Origin of the sequence: Nostoc sp. PCC 7524, from assembly GCF_000316645.1 — a bacterium.
GTDB lineage: Bacteria > Cyanobacteriota > Cyanobacteriia > Cyanobacteriales > Nostocaceae > Trichormus.
On record NC_019684.1, the window covers coordinates 1,458,996 to 1,477,682 of the forward strand.

Below are 18,687 nucleotides of genomic sequence, written 5' to 3' on the forward strand. Positions count from 1 at the left end.
TCTATAACTTAGAAATTCCTTGATGCACCAGTTCAATTTTTTCTACAGCAATTTCATCGTTACTAGCGTTAAATTGGGGTCCTTCCCACTTGACGGGATATGCTTTTTTAAACGTCCACCACATTACCGGAATTTGCTGATTATCAAGTACGAGAATTGTCCCATTTAATTGCTGAATCCACCCTTGGCTAGTGGCTTTATACCAAATATAAAATAAATCAATATTTACTAATCCTCGACTTAAAACTAAATTGGGATAGGTGGTATGTTTGGGAAATTTATGAATATAATCATTTAATCCTCCCTCCTCATAAGATTCCAGTTCAATTTCACTACTTAAACCACTAACTTCGCTAAAACCACCAACAACAACTCCACCAATTTCTACAGCGAAGTTATAAGCCATATAGGGGTCGTGTCCTAGTAAACTGGCTGTTGAACCTGCGGCTAAAGCAGCATTGAGGGCGATAAGTCTGGGATTCATTTTTTCTATTTACTCGCTAAGTCGCTGATTAATTTGTGCTACCTGCATCACCCACTGCTGACGTTCTCGGTGTTCCATCCCCATAATCTGTTCATAAGACCAGTGAAAATGATAAGCAAGGTAGGCTACCTCCTCCAGCAGTCTTTCTGTGGGGTAGCAAACTACTCCCCCACCGGCACAGTTTCCACTTCAAACTCTCCCTCACAATGGGGACAAGCTACCCTTAAACGACTATGACCATTTTGGTTAATTCTTTGATAAAAATCCTGTAAATAGACTAAATCTCCTGAAAATAAACCCTCGATTACTTTGGTATTAATTTGGTCTAAAGTTCCTAGTTTGACTATTGTTCTAGCTAAGAGAATAATCACCAAATAACCAGGATTTTTCTGTACCCTGGGATCTCGCATTGGGGCAATTTCATCATAGGCAGTTGCTAGGCGCATCATGCCTTCATTATGAGTATTACCTTCTGAGTCGAGATATCCTTGAGGTAAGATAAAAGGAAATTCAGTTTGCTGCATGATTTTGTTGTTAGGCAATAATTAAAGGCAATAGGGAATAGGCAATAGGCAATAGTTAAGAGGCAATAGGGAATAGGCAATTAGTTTTTCTCTCCTATACCCCTACTCCCTAGTTTCTAACCAACAGTTATGCCTTCATGCACTAACTCTAATGTTTCTATCGCCACTTCATCAGAGGTAGCATTGAAATCAGGTGCATTCCAAGTTGTCGGCCAACAGTTTTCTAAGTTCCAACGAATTTTTTCTTCTCCTTTGTCATCGGCTAAAATAATCGAAAGGTTACGCCGATCTGCCTCACCATTTTGTAATTTTTTGTGCCATTCCCACAGTTCTTGATTGTCAGTAATTCCCCGTTTGAGGGTAATATTGCCATAACTATTCAGACCGGGAATTTGACGTTGGCTTAATGCTTTATCTGTTCCTTCTCTGTAAGTTCCGGCGTTACGAGTTGCTGTTAAACCACTACATTCACGAAACCCTGCATGAACAATACCATCCCATTCCACCCAGAAGTTATAACCACTGTAGGGATCGTGGGGATTAGAAATTGTCGGCATAAAATAATCTCCTGCAACAAATTTAAATTGAATTAAGTAAGTGAAATACCGCTACTACTTTGCACCAGTAATAGTTGGATAAATTCTCCGGGGATGGTGGGGGCTAAACCAATTTCTGCTACTACCTTTCCCGTGTCTCGATTTTCTCTTGGGTTAGTTTCGGCATCACATTTGACATAAAATGCCTCTTGGGGGGAAGCACCTTGTAGCGCACCTTGTCGCCACAGGGATTCACAATAAACTCCTAATTCCCTTTGCAGTCGCACCCATAAAGGGAAAGTATTAGGTTCAAACACTGTATCGGCTAAGTTAAGATTCACCCAGCGTCCGAAGGTGAGAAATATACGACGCACGTTGACATATTGCCATTCCGTGATGGGGCTGAGGGTACGCACTCCCCAGACTCGCATTCCTCGCCCTGGAAAGCTACGGATATAATTGACTCTCTTGCCAGTTGTGAGATGCAACTGTTCTTGTTCAGTAGAAGTGAAGGAAAAACTCAGATCCAATACGCCTTCTAGGGGTATATTTGCAGGTGCGCCATGTACTCCGACTGTGCGATCGCAAGTTGCATATATCCCGGCAATATGACCACAGGGGGGAATAGGATCAGGACTAGATTCTACTTTTAGCCAAGGTGCATATAATGCAGCGTTGTGGCTCATGAGTTTTGTCTGTTGCTCGTTCAGTTTTTGTACATCATTGAAAGCATCAAGAATTGCAAAGCGATCGCCCATGCGTTCACAATGTTCTAAAACTGCTTGCTGCATTGCCACGACTTCCGCATCCGCCAGCCGCATGATGTCCGGTACACAAACCAAATCGACATTTTCTAAGACTTCGCTAGCCTCTAAACCTTCTTTGAGAGCTTTCAGGGTATTGTCAGATAAGGCGATCACATAACAAAGACGACCTCCGTTTTCAAAAAAACCTGCGATCGCATCTGCTAAATAACCCTCAGCTTTCTCAAAATACTGCTGAAAATGCTTTGCTAAGGTCAGCCTTTTAACTTCGTTCACTCCAGGCGATGCCAAACCAAAGAATACCGGCACCCCTGTCAGTAACTCAGGTTCTGGTGTAGGAACAACATTATTAAGAGAGATACCCGGTATTTTTGATTCTCTAGTTTGCATCAGATTCACACACAGTCAATTACCTATTGCCTATTGCCTATTCCCTATTACCCATTCCTATTTCCCCGCACCAGCCCATTGACTGAGACGGAAAATTACGAATTCTGCGGGTTTAACTACTGCTAGGCCAATCTCTGTGACAACTTGACCCAAATCCCGCACTTCTGGGGGGTTGTTTTCAGCATCGCATTTTACATAAAAAGCTTCTTCGGGTGTTGTGCCGAACAACGCACCTCTGCGCCACTCCATGACTAAAAAAGCACTGATATTGCGGCGGATTTTTGCCCAGAGTTCGGGAGTATTGGGTTCAAATACAGTCCATTGCGTCCCTTTATCAATGGAATCTCTCAAATAACTGAAGTGGCGGCGAATATTGACGTATTTGAATTCTGTATTAGCATCTCCGCCCAAAGTACGCGCACCCCAAACGCGGATATTCCCGTTTAACTTGCGAATCACGTTAATACCATCGGGATTGAGACCATCTTGTTTAGCTTTGCTGAGATTGTATCTTAAATCTAAGGCTCCCAAAATAGTTTCATTGGCTGGGGCTTTGTATACTCCCCTTTGTCCATCTACCCGTGCATAAACTCCGGCAATATGACCGCTTGGGGGAATATAAATATTGCTATTGCTGGCTGGATCAAACACTTGAATCCACGGGAAGTATAAAGCTGCATAGGTAGAATTGAAGGGTTTGAGCTTTTGTACCTCTTTAGGATCACTGAGGGTGATGTCTTTCTCACTATCAAGAACTGCAATGCGATCGCCCATTTTTTCACAATGGTCTTTAATATCATCTCGCAAAGCTAGATTTCCTGGTGCAACAATGATGCTAATCTCATCAATTGCTTCCAACTCCTCTAAAACACTACGGATTTTGTTTTCTCCAGTTATCCAGGTGACATAACAACGCGTTCCACCATTTCTAAAAAAGCCATAAACCGCATGAGCTAGGGTGTTTTGCCCTTCGGTATCGCCAGTAGGGGGTAAAAAATCACCAAAGAATTTTTTAAATTCACTAAAGTTTGTACAGAGTTTAATTTCCCCTTCTTGAGCAATGTTAGGGTCTATAGGAGTCACTGTTGCAGGTACTTCAACTTGATAATATCCGGTAATTTTTGCCCCTGAAGTCACCGCATCTTTAAACTTTATAGTTGCAGATTTATCTGCATCATTATTAGTAATAGGGTTTGTGTCATCTAAAACTACAGGATTTCCATCCACGAAAAACCCATACGTCCCCAAGGTAGTAACTACAGGGTAATCTCCTGTTTTTAATGAATAATTTTTTTTGGTTCCACCTTGCCCTGTACCAATTTCATCTGGATTTGTCGAGCTACCCACAGACCTAACTGATGGGCTGCTAGTCTTATTTGATGACCAAGCATTAGCTTTTATTGTACCAATAAAAGCCGCAATACTGGTTCCAACTCCCACAATTGGCGCAGAACCGGAAGCTATTTCTTCGACGTAAACACCTGGGGAGAGATAGGTTGGCATTTGATGAACTCCTGGCTGTGATAAATCAGAAAATAGTGAGTATTTATTTAGCTATCAGCGCAAAATTTTGCTCAGAAATTACTTCTCCACGCTGAATTTTTAGGGTTTGGGAAACTTGTTGATAACCTGTAGCTGAGGCAATCAAGGTAATATTCCGTTGACCTGATGGGGGTGATTTTAAGTCAATTAATAGATAATTCCCTTTTTGGTCACTAATGGTGCTATCTCCGCTATCTTGGATTTGAATTTTGGCATTGGCAATCAACTTTTTGGGGTCATTGACATCAGTAATTGTGCCTTTAATGCCAGTAGGTGAAAGCACAATCTCCGTCATTGTTGTAGGTATTTTGCCATTGACAGGTGCAGATACTTTTGCTGTGGTTCTGACTTTTTTGTATCGATTTAGGCTAGTAGGTAAAGATGCCTCTAGAAGATAGTCTCCAGGGGGTAAATTAGTAAAGTAAAAATAACCATCAATACTGGTCATTTTGCGGTCAAGTCGCGCGCTCATTTTTTCCCATTGCGAACCATATTGCAGTGCTTTTAGGGATAAAATAGCTCGAAATTTTTCTGGCATGGCGATAATTTCAACTATTGCCCCAGAAATAGTTTTTTCAGTTTCTCCTTGCAAAACTTTACCCGCGATCGCTATTTGTTGGTTAACTATAGATAGCTCAAGCATCGCTACTCCTAATACCATTGACTCATAGCTGTAACCTGTAACCTGTAACCTGTCACCTGTCACCTGTCTTAGGTTGATAAACTCCCACCAGTCGCACCTCTTCCCCAGTTTCATCTACAGGAACAGAGATAGTCACAGTACAATGCAAAACAACCTTGGGTCTAGTTCCTTCTTTACCTCCCATTGCTTGCCAAAATTCCCCAAAACTTTGTAAGTTACTCGGACGTAAACTAATCAGTCTCAAGGGAAGTTCTTGTCCTTCTAAGTTATCTGCAACAAAATTTTCGGGAAGTTTGCGATATCGCAGTAACACCTTCATCACTTCTCCTAAAAGTTGGTGTTCTGTCTGCACATCCTCGTCATTTTGTGGCCAAGCAGTAATTAGATAGGAACAATCCACCCTAGCTGGGGGACGTTTTCTCTTGGCTCGGCCACTACTTTGGCGTTCCACTGACCATGCACTGTTGCGTAACTCTAGATTCTCCTGTACATCATAAAGAAATAAGTTAATCGCTGGCTTTTGTTTAATTGCTCCTTGATAGGGAGTCACAAAACTGATAAAAACTTCCGTGTCTCCAGAAGGAATATCAGGTGGAAGCTCTCGCTTTAGGAGTAATTCTAAAGTGCTGTCTAGACCATCTAACATAATCTAAACAATGTGTATTTGATAACGCAGTAGCATTTGCAAACTAATACAATGAAATTACTGCTAGTCCCAAATAATACAACCAGTTAGTAGCAAATTGTACAAAATATACATTAAATATTATTTATAAATATTGCAACTATTGCTAATAAGTATAAAAACCGTAATTTTTTGAAAAAGTTGGAAATTGAATGAATTGGCTTGGAAGATATGAATTTGTGATTTCGGAATTTTGCGACTGTGCTACAAATCAGTCTCCAACTTTTCTCAGTGATTTCGCAAACATACGTAACAATTAAACCTAAAAATTACGTTATATAATAAACACGCAAAATTTTTAGCTAACGTAAATAATTAAGTAATAATTAAGTATAGTTCAGCACTATTCTTTTATCGCAATCCTTCATTTGATAGAGGAGATCATCCATGTACCACCAGCAAACATCTCAAAAAGCTTCTGCCTCTATTAGAACAACACCAAAAAATCAAGACATTGCTCCCAGTCAAAGTTATGGGTCATTATCCTCAGTGGTACAGAGAGTGCAACAAGACCCAAATAGCGTCAGTGAAGATGAGAGACAGCAGTTAGAGAGTGCGATCGGTACAAGGTCAACAAAAGAGATGATTGCCGGGAAGCAAACGCCGTGGGTTCCTGAATTTCAAGGGATTTCCGCGCAGCTTTGGGGAAATTCTGGACAAGCACCAATACAAGCCAAAAGAATGGATGATGTTGGTATATGTGAAGCGCAGCCAGAAAACAAAACTGGATTACCAGATCACCTCAAGGCTGGGATAGAAAATCTCTCTGGGATGGCGATCGATGATGTGAGTGTTCACTACAATTCTTCCCAGCCATCACAGTTACAAGCGTTAGCCTACACACAGGGAAGTGATATTCATCTTGCACCAGGACAAGAGCAGCATTTACCCCATGAGGCTTGGCACGTTGTACAGCAAAAACAGGGAAGGGTAAAACCGACGATACAGGCGCAGGGCGTAGGGATTAATGATGATCAGGGTTTGGAGAAAGAAGCCGATGTAATGGGTACGAAAGCATTGCAGATGAGACATTCTCAGCAAGTTGCTCAATCGATGACAAGGAAGATACAGCAGGAAAAGGCGGGTGGAGGTAGCGATCGCGTAATCCAACGGGTGGGGGGTGTGAAAATTGGTTTCGACTATAATATCTCCGATGATGAAAAAGTGAAAGAGGGTCAAAAACTCTTAAAAACTACATGGGAAAATGCTAGAAAGGCTCGACACGACGCAAAAATAGGAACTGAGAAGACCGATATTGAGAACGCCGCCCAAGAGATCATTAATGTTCGTAAAAGAGCGAAAGAACGCGAAGAATATAAAGCTAACCAACTAAAGGAACCGAGCAACTATCCCGCATCTGTCGATGACGTACTTCCGGAAATTAAAGCAGACAAGACTAAACGTGGCTTCAGTCAGTATTACGCGGAAAAGCTGACATCTGATAATAAAAATAAGCAGGAAAAGCTATTAAAAGCAACTGAACCTTTTAAAGACGGTAAGCTCCGAATTGCCCATGATCAAGTAACAATCGAGTACAACCCTAACGAGAAACCTTACCAGAAAAAAGATTATCTCAAAATTGCTACGCTGAAGAAAGGCACTGACGCTTTCACCATCAAGTTCCCGGCGGAAACGTCTGGTTCTGCCCGTGATATCTACTTGAAGTATGGAGTTGAAAACAGCTTTACTACCGATGACCCCAAGGAATATGTGAAGGATAGCCGTGGGGTGATGACCCGCCGCTACGCCTATGTCGAGAAGAACTACTATCAAATGATGGAGTTTTTCATGACTCATCACATGGAGGGTCGGTTTCAGTCCTATATGCGTGCGGCTGGGGAGACTAAGCCGAATATCTATGAACACCGGGATGAGGGCGTGGATCTGGTTCGAGGAAGCAGCAAGACGAAGGATGAGACAGTTCCCCTGACAATTGAACAGCTCGCCGTTGCTCACCAGAAGCTTGGTAGCGGACCTCAGCAGCGCGGTGTGAGCCTGACTGCAACGCCTAAAGTGAACGCCACTTATGTGAACACAGGTGAGAACTTCCGTACAAATCGCGGCTTCCGCCTGAAGGTGGATCTCTCCAAAGTCCCACAGGGAGTAACAAACGCGCCTCTACTGATCAACCATTACTCTCAGGGCGGCGTGATCGATGCTGAAAAGACAGGCGAAGGCTATGATACCTCGCGTGTGCGCGGGGAAAAAAGCAAGTACCCATATAAAGAAAGCTCTATCCATGCACGAGAGCTGTTATTAGAGCATCTCAAGCCTGAATGGATCGTCGCCATAGAATATCACGATCAAGATAACAAGACCGGGACGGGAACGGGCAGTACAATCATTGACACCAAAACAGACCTGAAAGGTAAGAAGTCAATACTCGAACTGGCGAAAGAACAGTTTGGTGGAAATAAATATCAGGAAGGTTTCAATTTTGGACTCCGCCGGGACAAAAATACCAAGGTAACCAATCCGTATTTTGATGGTGACAAGAATTTTCAGGAGGGTTTTGAAGGTGGCCGACTCTTTGTCACTGGATGGACAGAAGGACAGGGAGAATATAATCGAAGTGGCAGGATGACAGATGAGACAGAACGATTAAGAACAGGCCTCACAATGCCTCAGCATATCTATGATCAGACTATGAAAAAGAAAGAGCATGAGGACAAGTTTGATTTCTACCGCATGGGCTACCTTTGGGGGCGCTCAGGGAAGGCACTGATTACGTCATATGAGGATCTGCCGACACCGAAGTAATCAGCTTTTGAAGGGTACTGTTGAGTTAAACAGAGAGATCGCCACATACGGTCAATGATTTTAAGTGCGATCGCCTGATCTTGTCGGGTAAAAACTAAAAGCGCGATCGCCCAAATACTCTGCTCCATATTCATATATTACCAAAGGAATATCCAGTGGATTCGACAACAGCAGGAACCCATGTTTCCAGAAATAGAAATTAGTCCCGATTTAAATGGCTTGCAACCTCTCCTACAAAGATTAGATTGGCTAATCCAACAAGCTATGTCTGCTCTCCAATCTCAGCAAAGATCAGAGGGAGAAATGGGCGTTTCATGGTTACAAAAAACTCAAATATCAGCACCAAAAATTACAATTCGTGCAGATTCGCTCTTAGCATGGTTGCAAAGAACTTCTAACTTATCCGATTTTGACTTGGATATATTAGCGATTTCCCTAGCACCAGAATTAGATTGTCACTATGAACGGATCTATACTTATCTTCAAGATGATCTGAGTAACAAAAGACCTACTGTAGATATGGTCTTAAACTTGCTCTGTTCTACTATTCCCGAAAAGCTATCACGCCGTCAACATTTTACAACCAATGCACCCCTAATTTACCACCGTCTACTCCATCTCTCCCCAGAACCTCATCAGCAATCTACACTTCTGGCGCATCGTCTGATACTCGACTCTCAAGTGGTGAGATTGCTATTGCAGCAACCGGGGTTAGATTCGCGCCTGGGTGATTGTTGTCAATTAATAGCACCCAGCATATATTCTGTTAGTTTATCTCTCAAACCAGATGTGCAAACAGCACTAAAAGCTTTAGTAAGAGAAGACTGGCAAAAACAACAACCTCTACTACTCTATTTTCAAGGAACTGATAGCACTGGTAAACGTCGCAACGCCGAAATTCTCGCTCATACTCTGGAAGTTCCGTTGTTAATCGCTGACTTGGTACGGATGGTAGAGGATAAAGCCAGTTTTGCGGAAAAACTACAAATACTGTGGCGGGAAGCTTGGTTTTTTAACTATTTGCTGTATCTGGATAACTTCGATGTTCTCTACCTTCCAGAACATCAAGTTCTCCATCACTCCTTTTGCAGAGAATTAGAAAAAAATCGAGGTATTACTATCATCTCCGGGGTGCAGAATTGGATACCCACAGGCACAACCGCAACCGGGTTAATTACAGTCAACTTTACCATTCCTGAGTCCAACCAACGTAGAGAATGCTGGCAAACTCAACTACAAGCAGCCCAGATAACTATTACAGAGCAAGAGTTAGATGTTTTGAGCGATCGCTTCCTATTGACTCCAGACCAAATTGCTGATGCTGTCGCTACTGCCTATAATACCGCCCGTTGGCAACAAATTAACTCAATCGGCAGCACAGAAAAACCACTACCATCATTTTTGAATTTATGTAACGCAGCTCGCGCTCAATCCGGGCATGATTTAGGGAACCTCGCCCAAAAAATTACACCCAAATATACTTGGGATGATATTGTATTGCATTCTAATCAAATAACACAATTAAAAGATATTTGCAAAGAAGCAGAATATCGAGATTTAGTACATCAAAAATGGGGGTTTGCAGCTAAATTATCTTATGGCAAAGGTCTAAATGTGCTATTTTCTGGTGCTTCCGGTACAGGTAAAACTATGGCAGCCGAGGTAATTGCTCATCAACTGCAACTAGACCTTTATAAAATTGATTTATCACAAATAGTTAGTAAATATATCGGTGAGACAGAAAAGAACCTCAATCGGATTTTTACTGCTGCCAGTAATTCTAATGCTATCCTGTTTTTTGATGAAGCCGATGCCTTATTTGGCAAACGTTCGGAAGTGCAAGATGCTCGCGATCGCTACGCCAATATCGAAGTAGGTTATCTATTACAAAAAATGGAAGAATATGACGGTATAACAATTTTAACTACCAATCTCCGTAGCAATATAGATGCAGCTTTTGAGCGCCGACTCCGATTTATTATTGAGTTTCCTTTACCAGATATCAGCAATCGTCGCCTGATTTGGCAGAAAATTTTCCCCAAAAATGCCCCCTGTAGTCCTAATCTGGATTTAGACTTCTTTGCAGATAATTTTGAAATTACAGGGGCTATTATTCGCAATATCGCATTAACGGCAGCTTTTTTAGCAGCCGATGATGGCGGAGTAATTGAGATGGTACATTTAATTCGCGCAATACGTCGAGAGTTTCAGAAAATAGGACAAATTCTCAGGGATAAAGATTTAGGTCAATATGTAGATTTACGTTGATTACACTAGACATCTCCAGAAATTAAATATGCGTTTTCCAGAAATCTTGTAGAGACGTTCCCTGGAACATCTCTACTATAGCAGTCGCCATATAAATTAGGACATCCAAAAATCCTAAAACCATTACAACCCACATTCCGCACCCATAAGTATCACAGAGTGAAATAACGGAGAAGAAACATCGAAGTGAGAATAAAAACAGACATACTGAGTGTCAAAAGACATTTGAGTAACAATAAACCAGCAAAAATGGCATCAAAACCTATTCTCAATAAGTACCAATAAGAACTAAGGGAATAGGAAGGAGTGAGAGATAAATAAAAGAAGACGTTGAAGAGGAAAATGATAAATTAGACTCATAAAGCCTGCGAAAAACCTAAATTATTGGCAAAAAGAAAAAGAGCTATGAATCAAAGAGATTAGCTCATGATATTGGAGAAATAAAATTAATAGAGAGAAGAGTTAGCTGGCTAATTGATAATAAATTAAACAATCATCAGGTAAAAGATTTAAGATAAAGTCTCTTTCGGGATTCCAATTAGAGATGTGTTTTTCATTCTTAAATTTAACTAAATGAATAGACTGAAAGCATTGAAAAATCCAGCGTAAAGTGGGGCGGTCAGTCGATTTACCTAACTGATTCTTAATTGTTGATTGAGATTTTCTGAGTGCAGTCCTGATTTGACGTTGAGCCAAGGTATAAACTAGCAGACATAAACCCATAATCATTGCCAATGACTCTATTCTCTCTGGACTTTTGAGGAAAATACTGTCGGCAAAAAATAATGGGTCTTTCAGGAAAGCAAATCCTCTTTCACAAGACTGCTGGGCTTTATATTCATTCAACATCGAGTCATTGCTAAGTTCATTTAAATCTAAAACATTAGTGGCAATAATGAAACGTCCTGCACCCAGAACTTCTGTGTTAATTTTACTTTCGTCCTGGGAAACTGTCGCTGATATTTGGTATGCTGTTTCTACTTGATTATCTTGATTTTTGAACTTGATTTCAGTAACTTGGCTCGACTGAATTTGATGGTATTTAAATTGTTTTGATAGTTTGGTTAATGCCTTGACAGCATCAACCTCACAAGCAAATTTATCTTTTGATAATTCTTTTAACTCAAGAACAGCTTTCGATTCAGCTTTCGTAATTTTTTGTGAAAGTTTACGCAGGTCTGATGCTTTTCGCTCTTGACTTTGCACTACCAACCATCTTTGCTCTATTCCTGCATAACTTACAATTTTTGCAGCAAATTTATATCCTGGTAAGTTACTATCAATAAATTCTGATGCTGCTAATGTTGATATTAATGATTGTGCTGCTTTAATGGTTAATGGCACTCGACATAACCAACGTAAATCCGACATTAATTTCAGATTTGATTCTGTGTATAAAGCCGAGTCTGCAACTATGAGACTATCAACTTCTAATTGTTTTTGATACTCTACTGCTATTTGACCAAAGCAGGATGAGTCAGCTTGATTTCCAGATGCTAATTTTAAAAATATTGGTATATCTCCATCTCCCGAACATATTAGTTCTATGATAAATTGTTTTAAGTCTGGTCTATGGTCACGGGAATAGCCATAGGTGATGGTAATCTCTTTTGGTGATTTTACTACTAATTCTTCTGATTCTTGGGTATTTCCTATTTGTTGATTCTCAAATATTACTTCTGGTAATCTGGTGTTGTACTGCCCATGTACGTGCATTGATGACGAATCTAAATGTGATGATGACAGAGATACACCAAATTTTTGGGCAGCTTTTAAGGCAATGATAGAAAATATTGTATCCAGTCCTTTGATAAATAGTTTATCCATGACTCTTCCCAGCTTATCGTCGTTGAGATATTCTGGTTTTACTCCTACTCCCATTAAATGCTCACAGGCTATTGTTTCAAAATATTTGGGAAACATATATAAAGGTTTGGATACAAATCCTAACCCATTCAATATCATGGCTTTGACAACATGACCTGAACTGATTTTTTCTCCTTTTTCAACTCCTATTAATTCATTGATTATTTCTACTAATCCTATCCTATCTATTATTCCTGCTACTATCCCTAGATGGTCTATGTTCTGAATTTCCATTTCTTGGGGTGGCAATTGCACAACAGATTTCTCCACAGCTTCTGTTGTGATTTTCTCATTTATCTTTTTATGAGCAATTAATTTTTTTCTCTGAACTTTTCTTTTCCTTTCTTTTATCTCTGCGGCAAAACTTCACTTTCTCACTCCCCCTGTCGATTTTAATGCAACTTATTCTCATTACCTCTCTTAGCAATTGAATTGACTTTAGTTCTTGTGTACTACTTTGCTGGCTTTGCTTGATGTGTGACAGTTAGGGTGCGGAAGGTGGGTTACAATGAAAGGCTTCCAATTCTGTCACCTGTCACCTATCACCTGTCACCTGTCACCCGTCACCTATCACCTATCACCTGTCACATAATTCTATCCAGTTTTCGACTGAATCAAACTAGCGATCGCTTCCATCAATTCATCTGGATCGATGGGTTTGGGTATGTGCATTTGAAACCCGGCGGCGATCGCTTGCTGTTGGTTGACTTCTCCGGCGTAAGCTGTCAGTGCGATCGCTGGGATATTTCCTCCCTGTTGTGCTGGTTGCTGTCTCACCTGACGTATCAGCATATAACCATCTATCTCTGGCATAGCAATATCACTAATCAACACATCTGGTAGTGATTCAGACATTGCTTCTAAAGCTTCTGATGCTGAGGTGACAGCCGTTACTTCCGCACCATATTCTTCTAATATAAAAGTCACCAAGTCTCGGATATCCGGTTCATCATCTACTACCAACACTCGTGAACCTGTCAGCATAGGGAATTGAGAATGAGAAGTTGTTAATTATTTTTCCACACTGATTAATTTATCACACCTAAATAACATGGGAAGATGGTAGCCCTGTTCGCGCTAGCGTCGCGAAGGGAAGTGTTGAGCAGGGTGGGAAGTGTTGAGTAAAAATTACTAGACTCTAGCCCCTTTTCAACCCCGATAACTTTCGCATATAAGCTGCACCAATAATCATACCTATAATCTGCATCCAGTAAGCTAGGCTAGCCTGATTTACACCTACAGGCGGAATGTTTAAACTGCCGATGCCGTAGAATAACTGTTGAATAAACCACCAAAATAAGTAGAAATAAGCTGGTAGCTGAATTGGGATATATATCAAAATTAAGGGCAAAATTGTATCTATTTTGGCTTGGGGATATTTCATCACGTAAGCCCCTAAAACAGCTGCGATCGCTCCATTTGCCCCAATCAATGGTACCGTTAAACTCGGTTCAATGAGGATTTGTCCTATTCCTGTTAAAACACCAGCAATAAGATAAAATCCCAAATACCGTCTATGTCCTAGAATATTCTCTACAGTCTTGCCAAACACCCACAAAAATAGCAAATTACCTAAAATCTGACTAAAACTGCCGTGAAGAAAGATTCCCAATAATAGAGAAAATAAACGTCCTACAACCACTATCCAAGCGGCAGGATTAATGAACAGTGCATGATGAATAGCTGTACTCATCTGGGCTGGAATCACACCCCAAGCATTGACAAAAGCACCTAACTCGCCGCTAACTTCTAATTTGAGTTCCCATAAAAATATCAAGATATTAATACCAATCAACCAATAGTTAACCATTGGTTGCTTATAAGAACGTAAATTATCACTAATAGGAATCATAAGGGTTAGTCAATAGGTAATAGGCAATAGGCAATAGGCAATAGGCAATAGGCAATAGGCAATAGGTAATAGGCAATAGGTAATAGGTAATAGGCAATAGGCAATAGGCAATAGTCATTAGTTATTAGTTTTTCTCCTCTGCTCCCCTACTTCTTCCCAACGGTATCCGATGCAGGGATACATACCAAGCAGAGTAACTCTTTAAATTTACAAAGGTTAAGTTACATAATTTGTACCTCAATCGAATTCGTCGTCAAATTTCCAGCTATATCAGTAGCATGAAGGGTCAATATACGGACACCTGTTTGCACACCGGATAAATTCAATTCCTGGTCGAATTCCCCATTATCATCTACACTCACAGTTATTTCATTTCCCTGATCAAACTGATAAGTTAAATTAGCAAGACCAGAGCCATTTTCTTGGACTGTGCCTTGCAATCTAGAGCCTAGTTGCAATTGTGCATTTGCAATTGGACTTGTGACATTAAGTAAGGGAGCCTTAGTATCAACTCGCCATTCAAATGTGGAGGGGAGACTAACGTTACCAGCAGCGTCTATGGCTTTGACACTAATTTGTTGAACTCCATCAGCCAAAGCAGTAGCTTCAATTTGCCAGGTTCCGTTACTGGGGGTTTTACCTAAAATCTCAACCTGATTAAATAGCTCAACCCAGGTGTTAACTTCTGCTTCTCCCGTCAGTAGTGGGCTATTAGTATTTACCTGATCTACAGTGATGTCTGTGGGTGCAAGAGGATCTGTGGTGTCTAAGATAAAGTCAAGAGCAAAAGTTTTTTCTTCTTTCCAGGCATTCATAGCTTTAAGTGATAAGGTGTAGCTACCATCCTGCAAGTTTTGACCATTTATTTGGGCTAACAGTTGTCGGCTTAAGACAAAACTACCATCTGGTTTTAGCTGAGACAAGATATCGACAAAACCATCAGTTCCTAACAGACTGGCTTGTAGTTGGGTAATTGGCGTTAGAGATAACAGATTACCCTCCACTGCAAAATCTGAAGTGATACCATCCAATTGGCTTATACCTGTATCATTAACCAAAGCAGCCAGTAATTGGGGAGATGTGTTGTTAAATGTGCCGTTATCTAGGGCATACTTCAACAATCGCTGACCTAAATTTGTTTGTGACCAAACCTTGCCTTTAGCGATTAATTCAGATAATGTCAATCCTTTACCAACAGCACCTTTGAGTTGGAAAATAATGTCATTAAAATCCTTGTCAGATTTGCCATCTAAACGCAAATCTTCAAAACCGAAGACACCACCATTCAAATCGCCAGGGTCTAGCCGTCCCATTTGAGTTAGTCCTCTAGGATTAGCCGCAGATATGGAGAATAAAGGACGTTTAGCACCATTAATGGCTGCATTATTGAAAACTTCCTGTACAGTGCCATTGGGAACAAGGACAAAGGCAAATCTGGTGTTGGCGTTGAGTTGAACAGTGATCGGTGCTGAATAAATACCATCATTTTTGTCTACTTCTCCTAATTCACCTTGGAAGCGCGCTCCTTGGATAGAATCGGAGATGAGGATGTAGCCTAAATTTGAGTTACTGAGGGCGCGACGGGCTGCTTCTCTGACAAATTCCGTAGAACCAGGAGCTAATGTGTCCATGCCTTCTAAGCTGAAAAGAGCCAGTTCTCCATTATAGGTACCTGCATCGGCTAAAAAGTCAACAGTGATTTGCCCAGTGAGATTGACTAGGAAGATACCAACTGGTAAGGATTCAACAGTCAATGGTGGTTGTACAGGAGGGGGTGAGACAATTGTAGCTTGATTGAATGGTTTGACCGTGACGGTTAGGCGATCGCTAGTTACAGCACCATCATCATCAGTAACTGTCAGGGTAACAGTAAAAGAGCCACTTTCTGTGTAGGTGTAGATGGGTTTGAGAGTTCCTGTAGCTGTAACGCCATTGCCAAAGTCCCAATTAATGGTATGGGTGTCCAAAGTACCAACATCGCTGAAACTGCCACTCAAGTTAATCAAGCCACCTTTGTTAATAGTTTGAGCCTTACCAGCTTTGACTACTGGAGCAACATTGTTCACTGTGACATTAAATTGTTGAGAAGTTACTCCACCATCATCATCTGTTACGGTAAGAGTACCGATATAAATGCCATTATCACCATAGATATGTTTTACTGCTGAACCAGTAACTTTAGTGCTACCATCACCAAAATCCCAAATATAGGTAAGGTTGTCATTTTTAACATCAGTTGCTAATGCACTGAAACTACCTTCTTGTCCTTCATTTAAGGATGTGGGAACTTCAATGCTGGTAATACTGGGTATAACATTATTAACTATCAAGTTAAAGCTGATTTGTGTTCTAGCACCCTCGCTATCTTCTGCAGTGATGATGACTGTTTGAGTTTCATTTGGTCCATCAGTGCTGTTAAATTCCCAACTCCAAGTACCATCTTGTTTTTGGGTTACTGTTCCTCTTGATGCTGTGAGGGTGACAATATCATTACCAATGTCACTGAATGTACCACTGTTAATAGCAGTCTGTCCTTCTTGAATATTGACTTCACTCTCAACAACAGTCAATTGAGGTGCAACATTATTAACCGTGACATTCAAACTCTGACTCGTCTCACCGCCATCTCCGTCGGAGACAATGACAGTAATAGTATAGATTCCGTTGTCACGATAGCTATGATTAACTTCTGCTCCGGTGACTTCTGGGCTACCATCGCCAAAGTTCCAAGTATAAGTTAGGGTATCATTTCCTGGGTCAGACGCGATCGCTCTCCAAGTTCCTGGCGTTCCTTCGTTGAGGTTAGTATCACCCGTTAGGCTGCTAATCACAGGAGCAATATTGTTAACCGTGACATTCAAACTCCTACTTGTCTCACCACCATCATCATCGGTAACGGTGAGGGTAACAGTATAGATTCCGTTGTCACGATAGCTATGATTAACTTCTGCTCCGGTGACTTCTGGGCTACCATCGCCAAAGTTCCAAGTATAAGTTAGGGTATCATCTCCTGAGTCAGACGCGATCGCTCTCCAAGTTCCTGGCGTTCCTTCGTTGAGGTTAGTATCACCCGTTAGGCTGCTAATCACAGGAGTAATATTGTAAACCTCGATGGTTTCGTCATATCGTGCTGTACCTTGGTTGACGGTGAAGATTTCGTTAACAGCAGCAGACTGAGGCGTATGCAGAGTATCTACATCATTAGAAGAACCACTATCGCTGAAGCTAACAAAAGTGCCACCAGTTAGGCTATTTCTCAGGTTAAAGGTATCTGATCCTTCACCTCCATCAACATATACTCTTTGAGCATCAGCATCATTGATGTTAAATTTGTCTGCCCCTGCTTGACCAGATATCCGTAAGACTTCAATACCACTGTAATTAACTACATTATCTGTTCCCAAAGTAACAGCGTTGGTGTGCAGAACTAAATAGTCATCTCCAACGCTACCCAGGAGCGTGAGTTGATCTGCATTGTTTCCACCTGAGTCGCTGACTGTTGCATCCACAACTTGATCCAGGTAGATTTTGATTTGGTCAGAACCACCCGCACCATCAACGTGAACTTCACCACTCCATTGCTCAACCGTGATGACATCACCAGCAGCACCACCCGTTAGAGTTGCAATTGCTACGTTTTTAAGTTCTAACTCATCAAAGTTATTAACCGTGAGCAGATTATCAACCAAGCGTAAATCAGCATCAACATTGACATTAAGGTGGTTGTCATCAGCACCACCATCGAAGCTAAACTTGCCGTTAACTGGAACGTATTCAGCCCCTTCCGGTAGTTCGTCACCCGATTGAGCATCGCCAAAGTCACCAGATAGAGTATAGCCTTCTGCTCTGGGTGGGGTAAGATTTTCTGAGAGAACTGTTAAGGTGTCATCCCCTACGCCTGTTTCCAGACTAAAGTTCTGTAGCCCTAAAGCGGTTAGACCAGCTTCTTCTATCGTGATTTGGTCGTTGGCGTTACCTGTTCGGACTCCCACATCTGCCACATCAAAGAAGTTGAAGTCAGATATAGTCATTCCTCCCACCGTACCTTTCAACACATTTGCCTGACCACCTGTAAGGAGAATTTCATTATTGATAATGTCTGTGACGCGGGTGGGGGGAGATACTTCCCGCAGATAGACATAACCCGCTCCAGACGTATCAATTGGAAGACCAGGACGGCCATTAAGTTGCGGCGCTCCGAGCATGACTGTGTTACCACTGATAGCTACGGCATAACCTAGTTGATCCCCAGCCCCAGTATCTTCATTATCCAAGGGATCAACGACAGTTTCGAGTCGCCAGTTGCCATTCTTATAGCCATAAGCGAAAGCTTCTCCGGTATCCTCTAGAACGGTATTTGAGTTAATTATCCG

The 18,687-nt window shown here is 41.3% G+C and carries 12 protein-coding genes and 2 pseudogenes; 2 read left to right on the forward strand and 12 right to left on the reverse strand.

Features of this window, described 5'->3' with window-relative positions:
* Window position 1: 1 nt before the first annotated feature.
* The 8 genes and pseudogenes from NOS7524_RS06140 to NOS7524_RS06170 all read right to left on the reverse strand — a co-directional run bounded on the left by NOS7524_RS06140 (window position 2) and on the right by NOS7524_RS06170 (window position 5,529).
* The gene (locus NOS7524_RS06140) at window positions 2-484 is read right to left on the reverse strand and encodes a phage tail protein (RefSeq protein ID WP_015137610.1); all 483 of its coding nucleotides are present in this window, start codon (window positions 482-484) and stop codon (window positions 2-4) included.
* Window positions 485-493: 9 nt separating this feature from the next.
* Window positions 494-628, reverse strand: a pseudogene (locus NOS7524_RS31075) (DUF6760 family protein); the annotation flags it as partial.
* A 17-nt stretch (window positions 629-645) separates the two neighbouring features.
* Window positions 646-1,008 (reverse strand): hypothetical protein, encoded by a 363-nt coding sequence (locus NOS7524_RS06145; RefSeq protein WP_015137611.1) that lies wholly within the window; start codon window positions 1,006-1,008, stop codon window positions 646-648.
* 116 nt (window positions 1,009-1,124) lie between these two features.
* Entirely contained in the window at window positions 1,125-1,565 is a 441-nt protein-coding gene (locus NOS7524_RS06150; RefSeq protein ID WP_015137612.1) for a phage tail protein, read from the reverse strand.
* A gap of 32 nt (window positions 1,566-1,597) precedes the next feature.
* Window positions 1,598-2,698 carry a phage tail sheath family protein gene (locus NOS7524_RS06155; RefSeq protein ID WP_015137613.1) on the reverse strand — a complete coding sequence of 367 codons (1,101 nt, stop codon included), beginning with the start codon at window positions 2,696-2,698 and terminating at the stop codon, window positions 1,598-1,600.
* Window positions 2,699-2,755: 57 nt separating this feature from the next.
* Window positions 2,756-4,201, reverse strand: coding sequence for a phage tail sheath family protein (locus NOS7524_RS06160; RefSeq protein WP_015137614.1), 1,446 nt, complete (start codon window positions 4,199-4,201; stop codon window positions 2,756-2,758).
* Window positions 4,202-4,244: 43 nt separating this feature from the next.
* Complete coding sequence (locus tag NOS7524_RS06165; protein WP_235622405.1) at window positions 4,245-4,946, reverse strand: carboxypeptidase regulatory-like domain-containing protein; 702 nt, start codon at window positions 4,944-4,946, stop codon at window positions 4,245-4,247.
* Window positions 4,936-5,529: a DUF4255 domain-containing protein gene (locus NOS7524_RS06170; RefSeq protein ID WP_015137616.1), complete on the reverse strand. Its 594-nt coding sequence runs from the start codon at window positions 5,527-5,529 to the stop codon at window positions 4,936-4,938. Before NOS7524_RS06170 ends, NOS7524_RS06165 begins: the two co-directional genes overlap by 11 nt.
* Window positions 5,530-5,955: 426 nt before the next feature.
* Between NOS7524_RS06170 and NOS7524_RS27740 the strand changes: the two genes are divergently transcribed.
* Both NOS7524_RS27740 and NOS7524_RS06180 read left to right on the forward strand, forming a co-directional pair.
* On the forward strand, window positions 5,956-8,328 hold the full coding sequence (locus tag NOS7524_RS27740) for an eCIS core domain-containing protein (RefSeq protein ID WP_015137617.1): 2,373 nt from the start codon (window positions 5,956-5,958) through the stop codon (window positions 8,326-8,328).
* 180 nt (window positions 8,329-8,508) lie between these two features.
* On the forward strand, window positions 8,509-10,596 hold the full coding sequence (locus tag NOS7524_RS06180) for an ATP-binding protein (protein ID WP_015137619.1): 2,088 nt from the start codon (window positions 8,509-8,511) through the stop codon (window positions 10,594-10,596).
* 462 nt (window positions 10,597-11,058) lie between these two features.
* Here NOS7524_RS06180 and NOS7524_RS06185 read toward each other — a convergent pair whose 3' ends face one another.
* The 4 genes and pseudogenes from NOS7524_RS06185 to NOS7524_RS31155 form a co-directional block, all read right to left on the reverse strand.
* Window positions 11,059-12,696, reverse strand: a complete 1,638-nt coding sequence (locus NOS7524_RS06185; protein WP_083882639.1) for an IS1634 family transposase — start codon at window positions 12,694-12,696, stop codon at window positions 11,059-11,061.
* A gap of 360 nt (window positions 12,697-13,056) precedes the next feature.
* Window positions 13,057-13,443: pseudogene (locus NOS7524_RS06190) on the reverse strand (response regulator); the annotation flags it as partial.
* Window positions 13,444-13,600: 157 nt separating this feature from the next.
* Window positions 13,601-14,314: a rhomboid family intramembrane serine protease gene (locus NOS7524_RS06195; RefSeq protein WP_015137621.1), complete on the reverse strand. Its 714-nt coding sequence runs from the start codon at window positions 14,312-14,314 to the stop codon at window positions 13,601-13,603.
* Between the two features lie 221 nt (window positions 14,315-14,535).
* On the reverse strand, window positions 14,536-17,823 hold the full coding sequence (locus NOS7524_RS31155) for a PKD domain-containing protein (RefSeq protein ID WP_442789475.1): 3,288 nt from the start codon (window positions 17,821-17,823) through the stop codon (window positions 14,536-14,538).
* Window positions 17,824-18,687 lie beyond the last annotated feature (864 nt).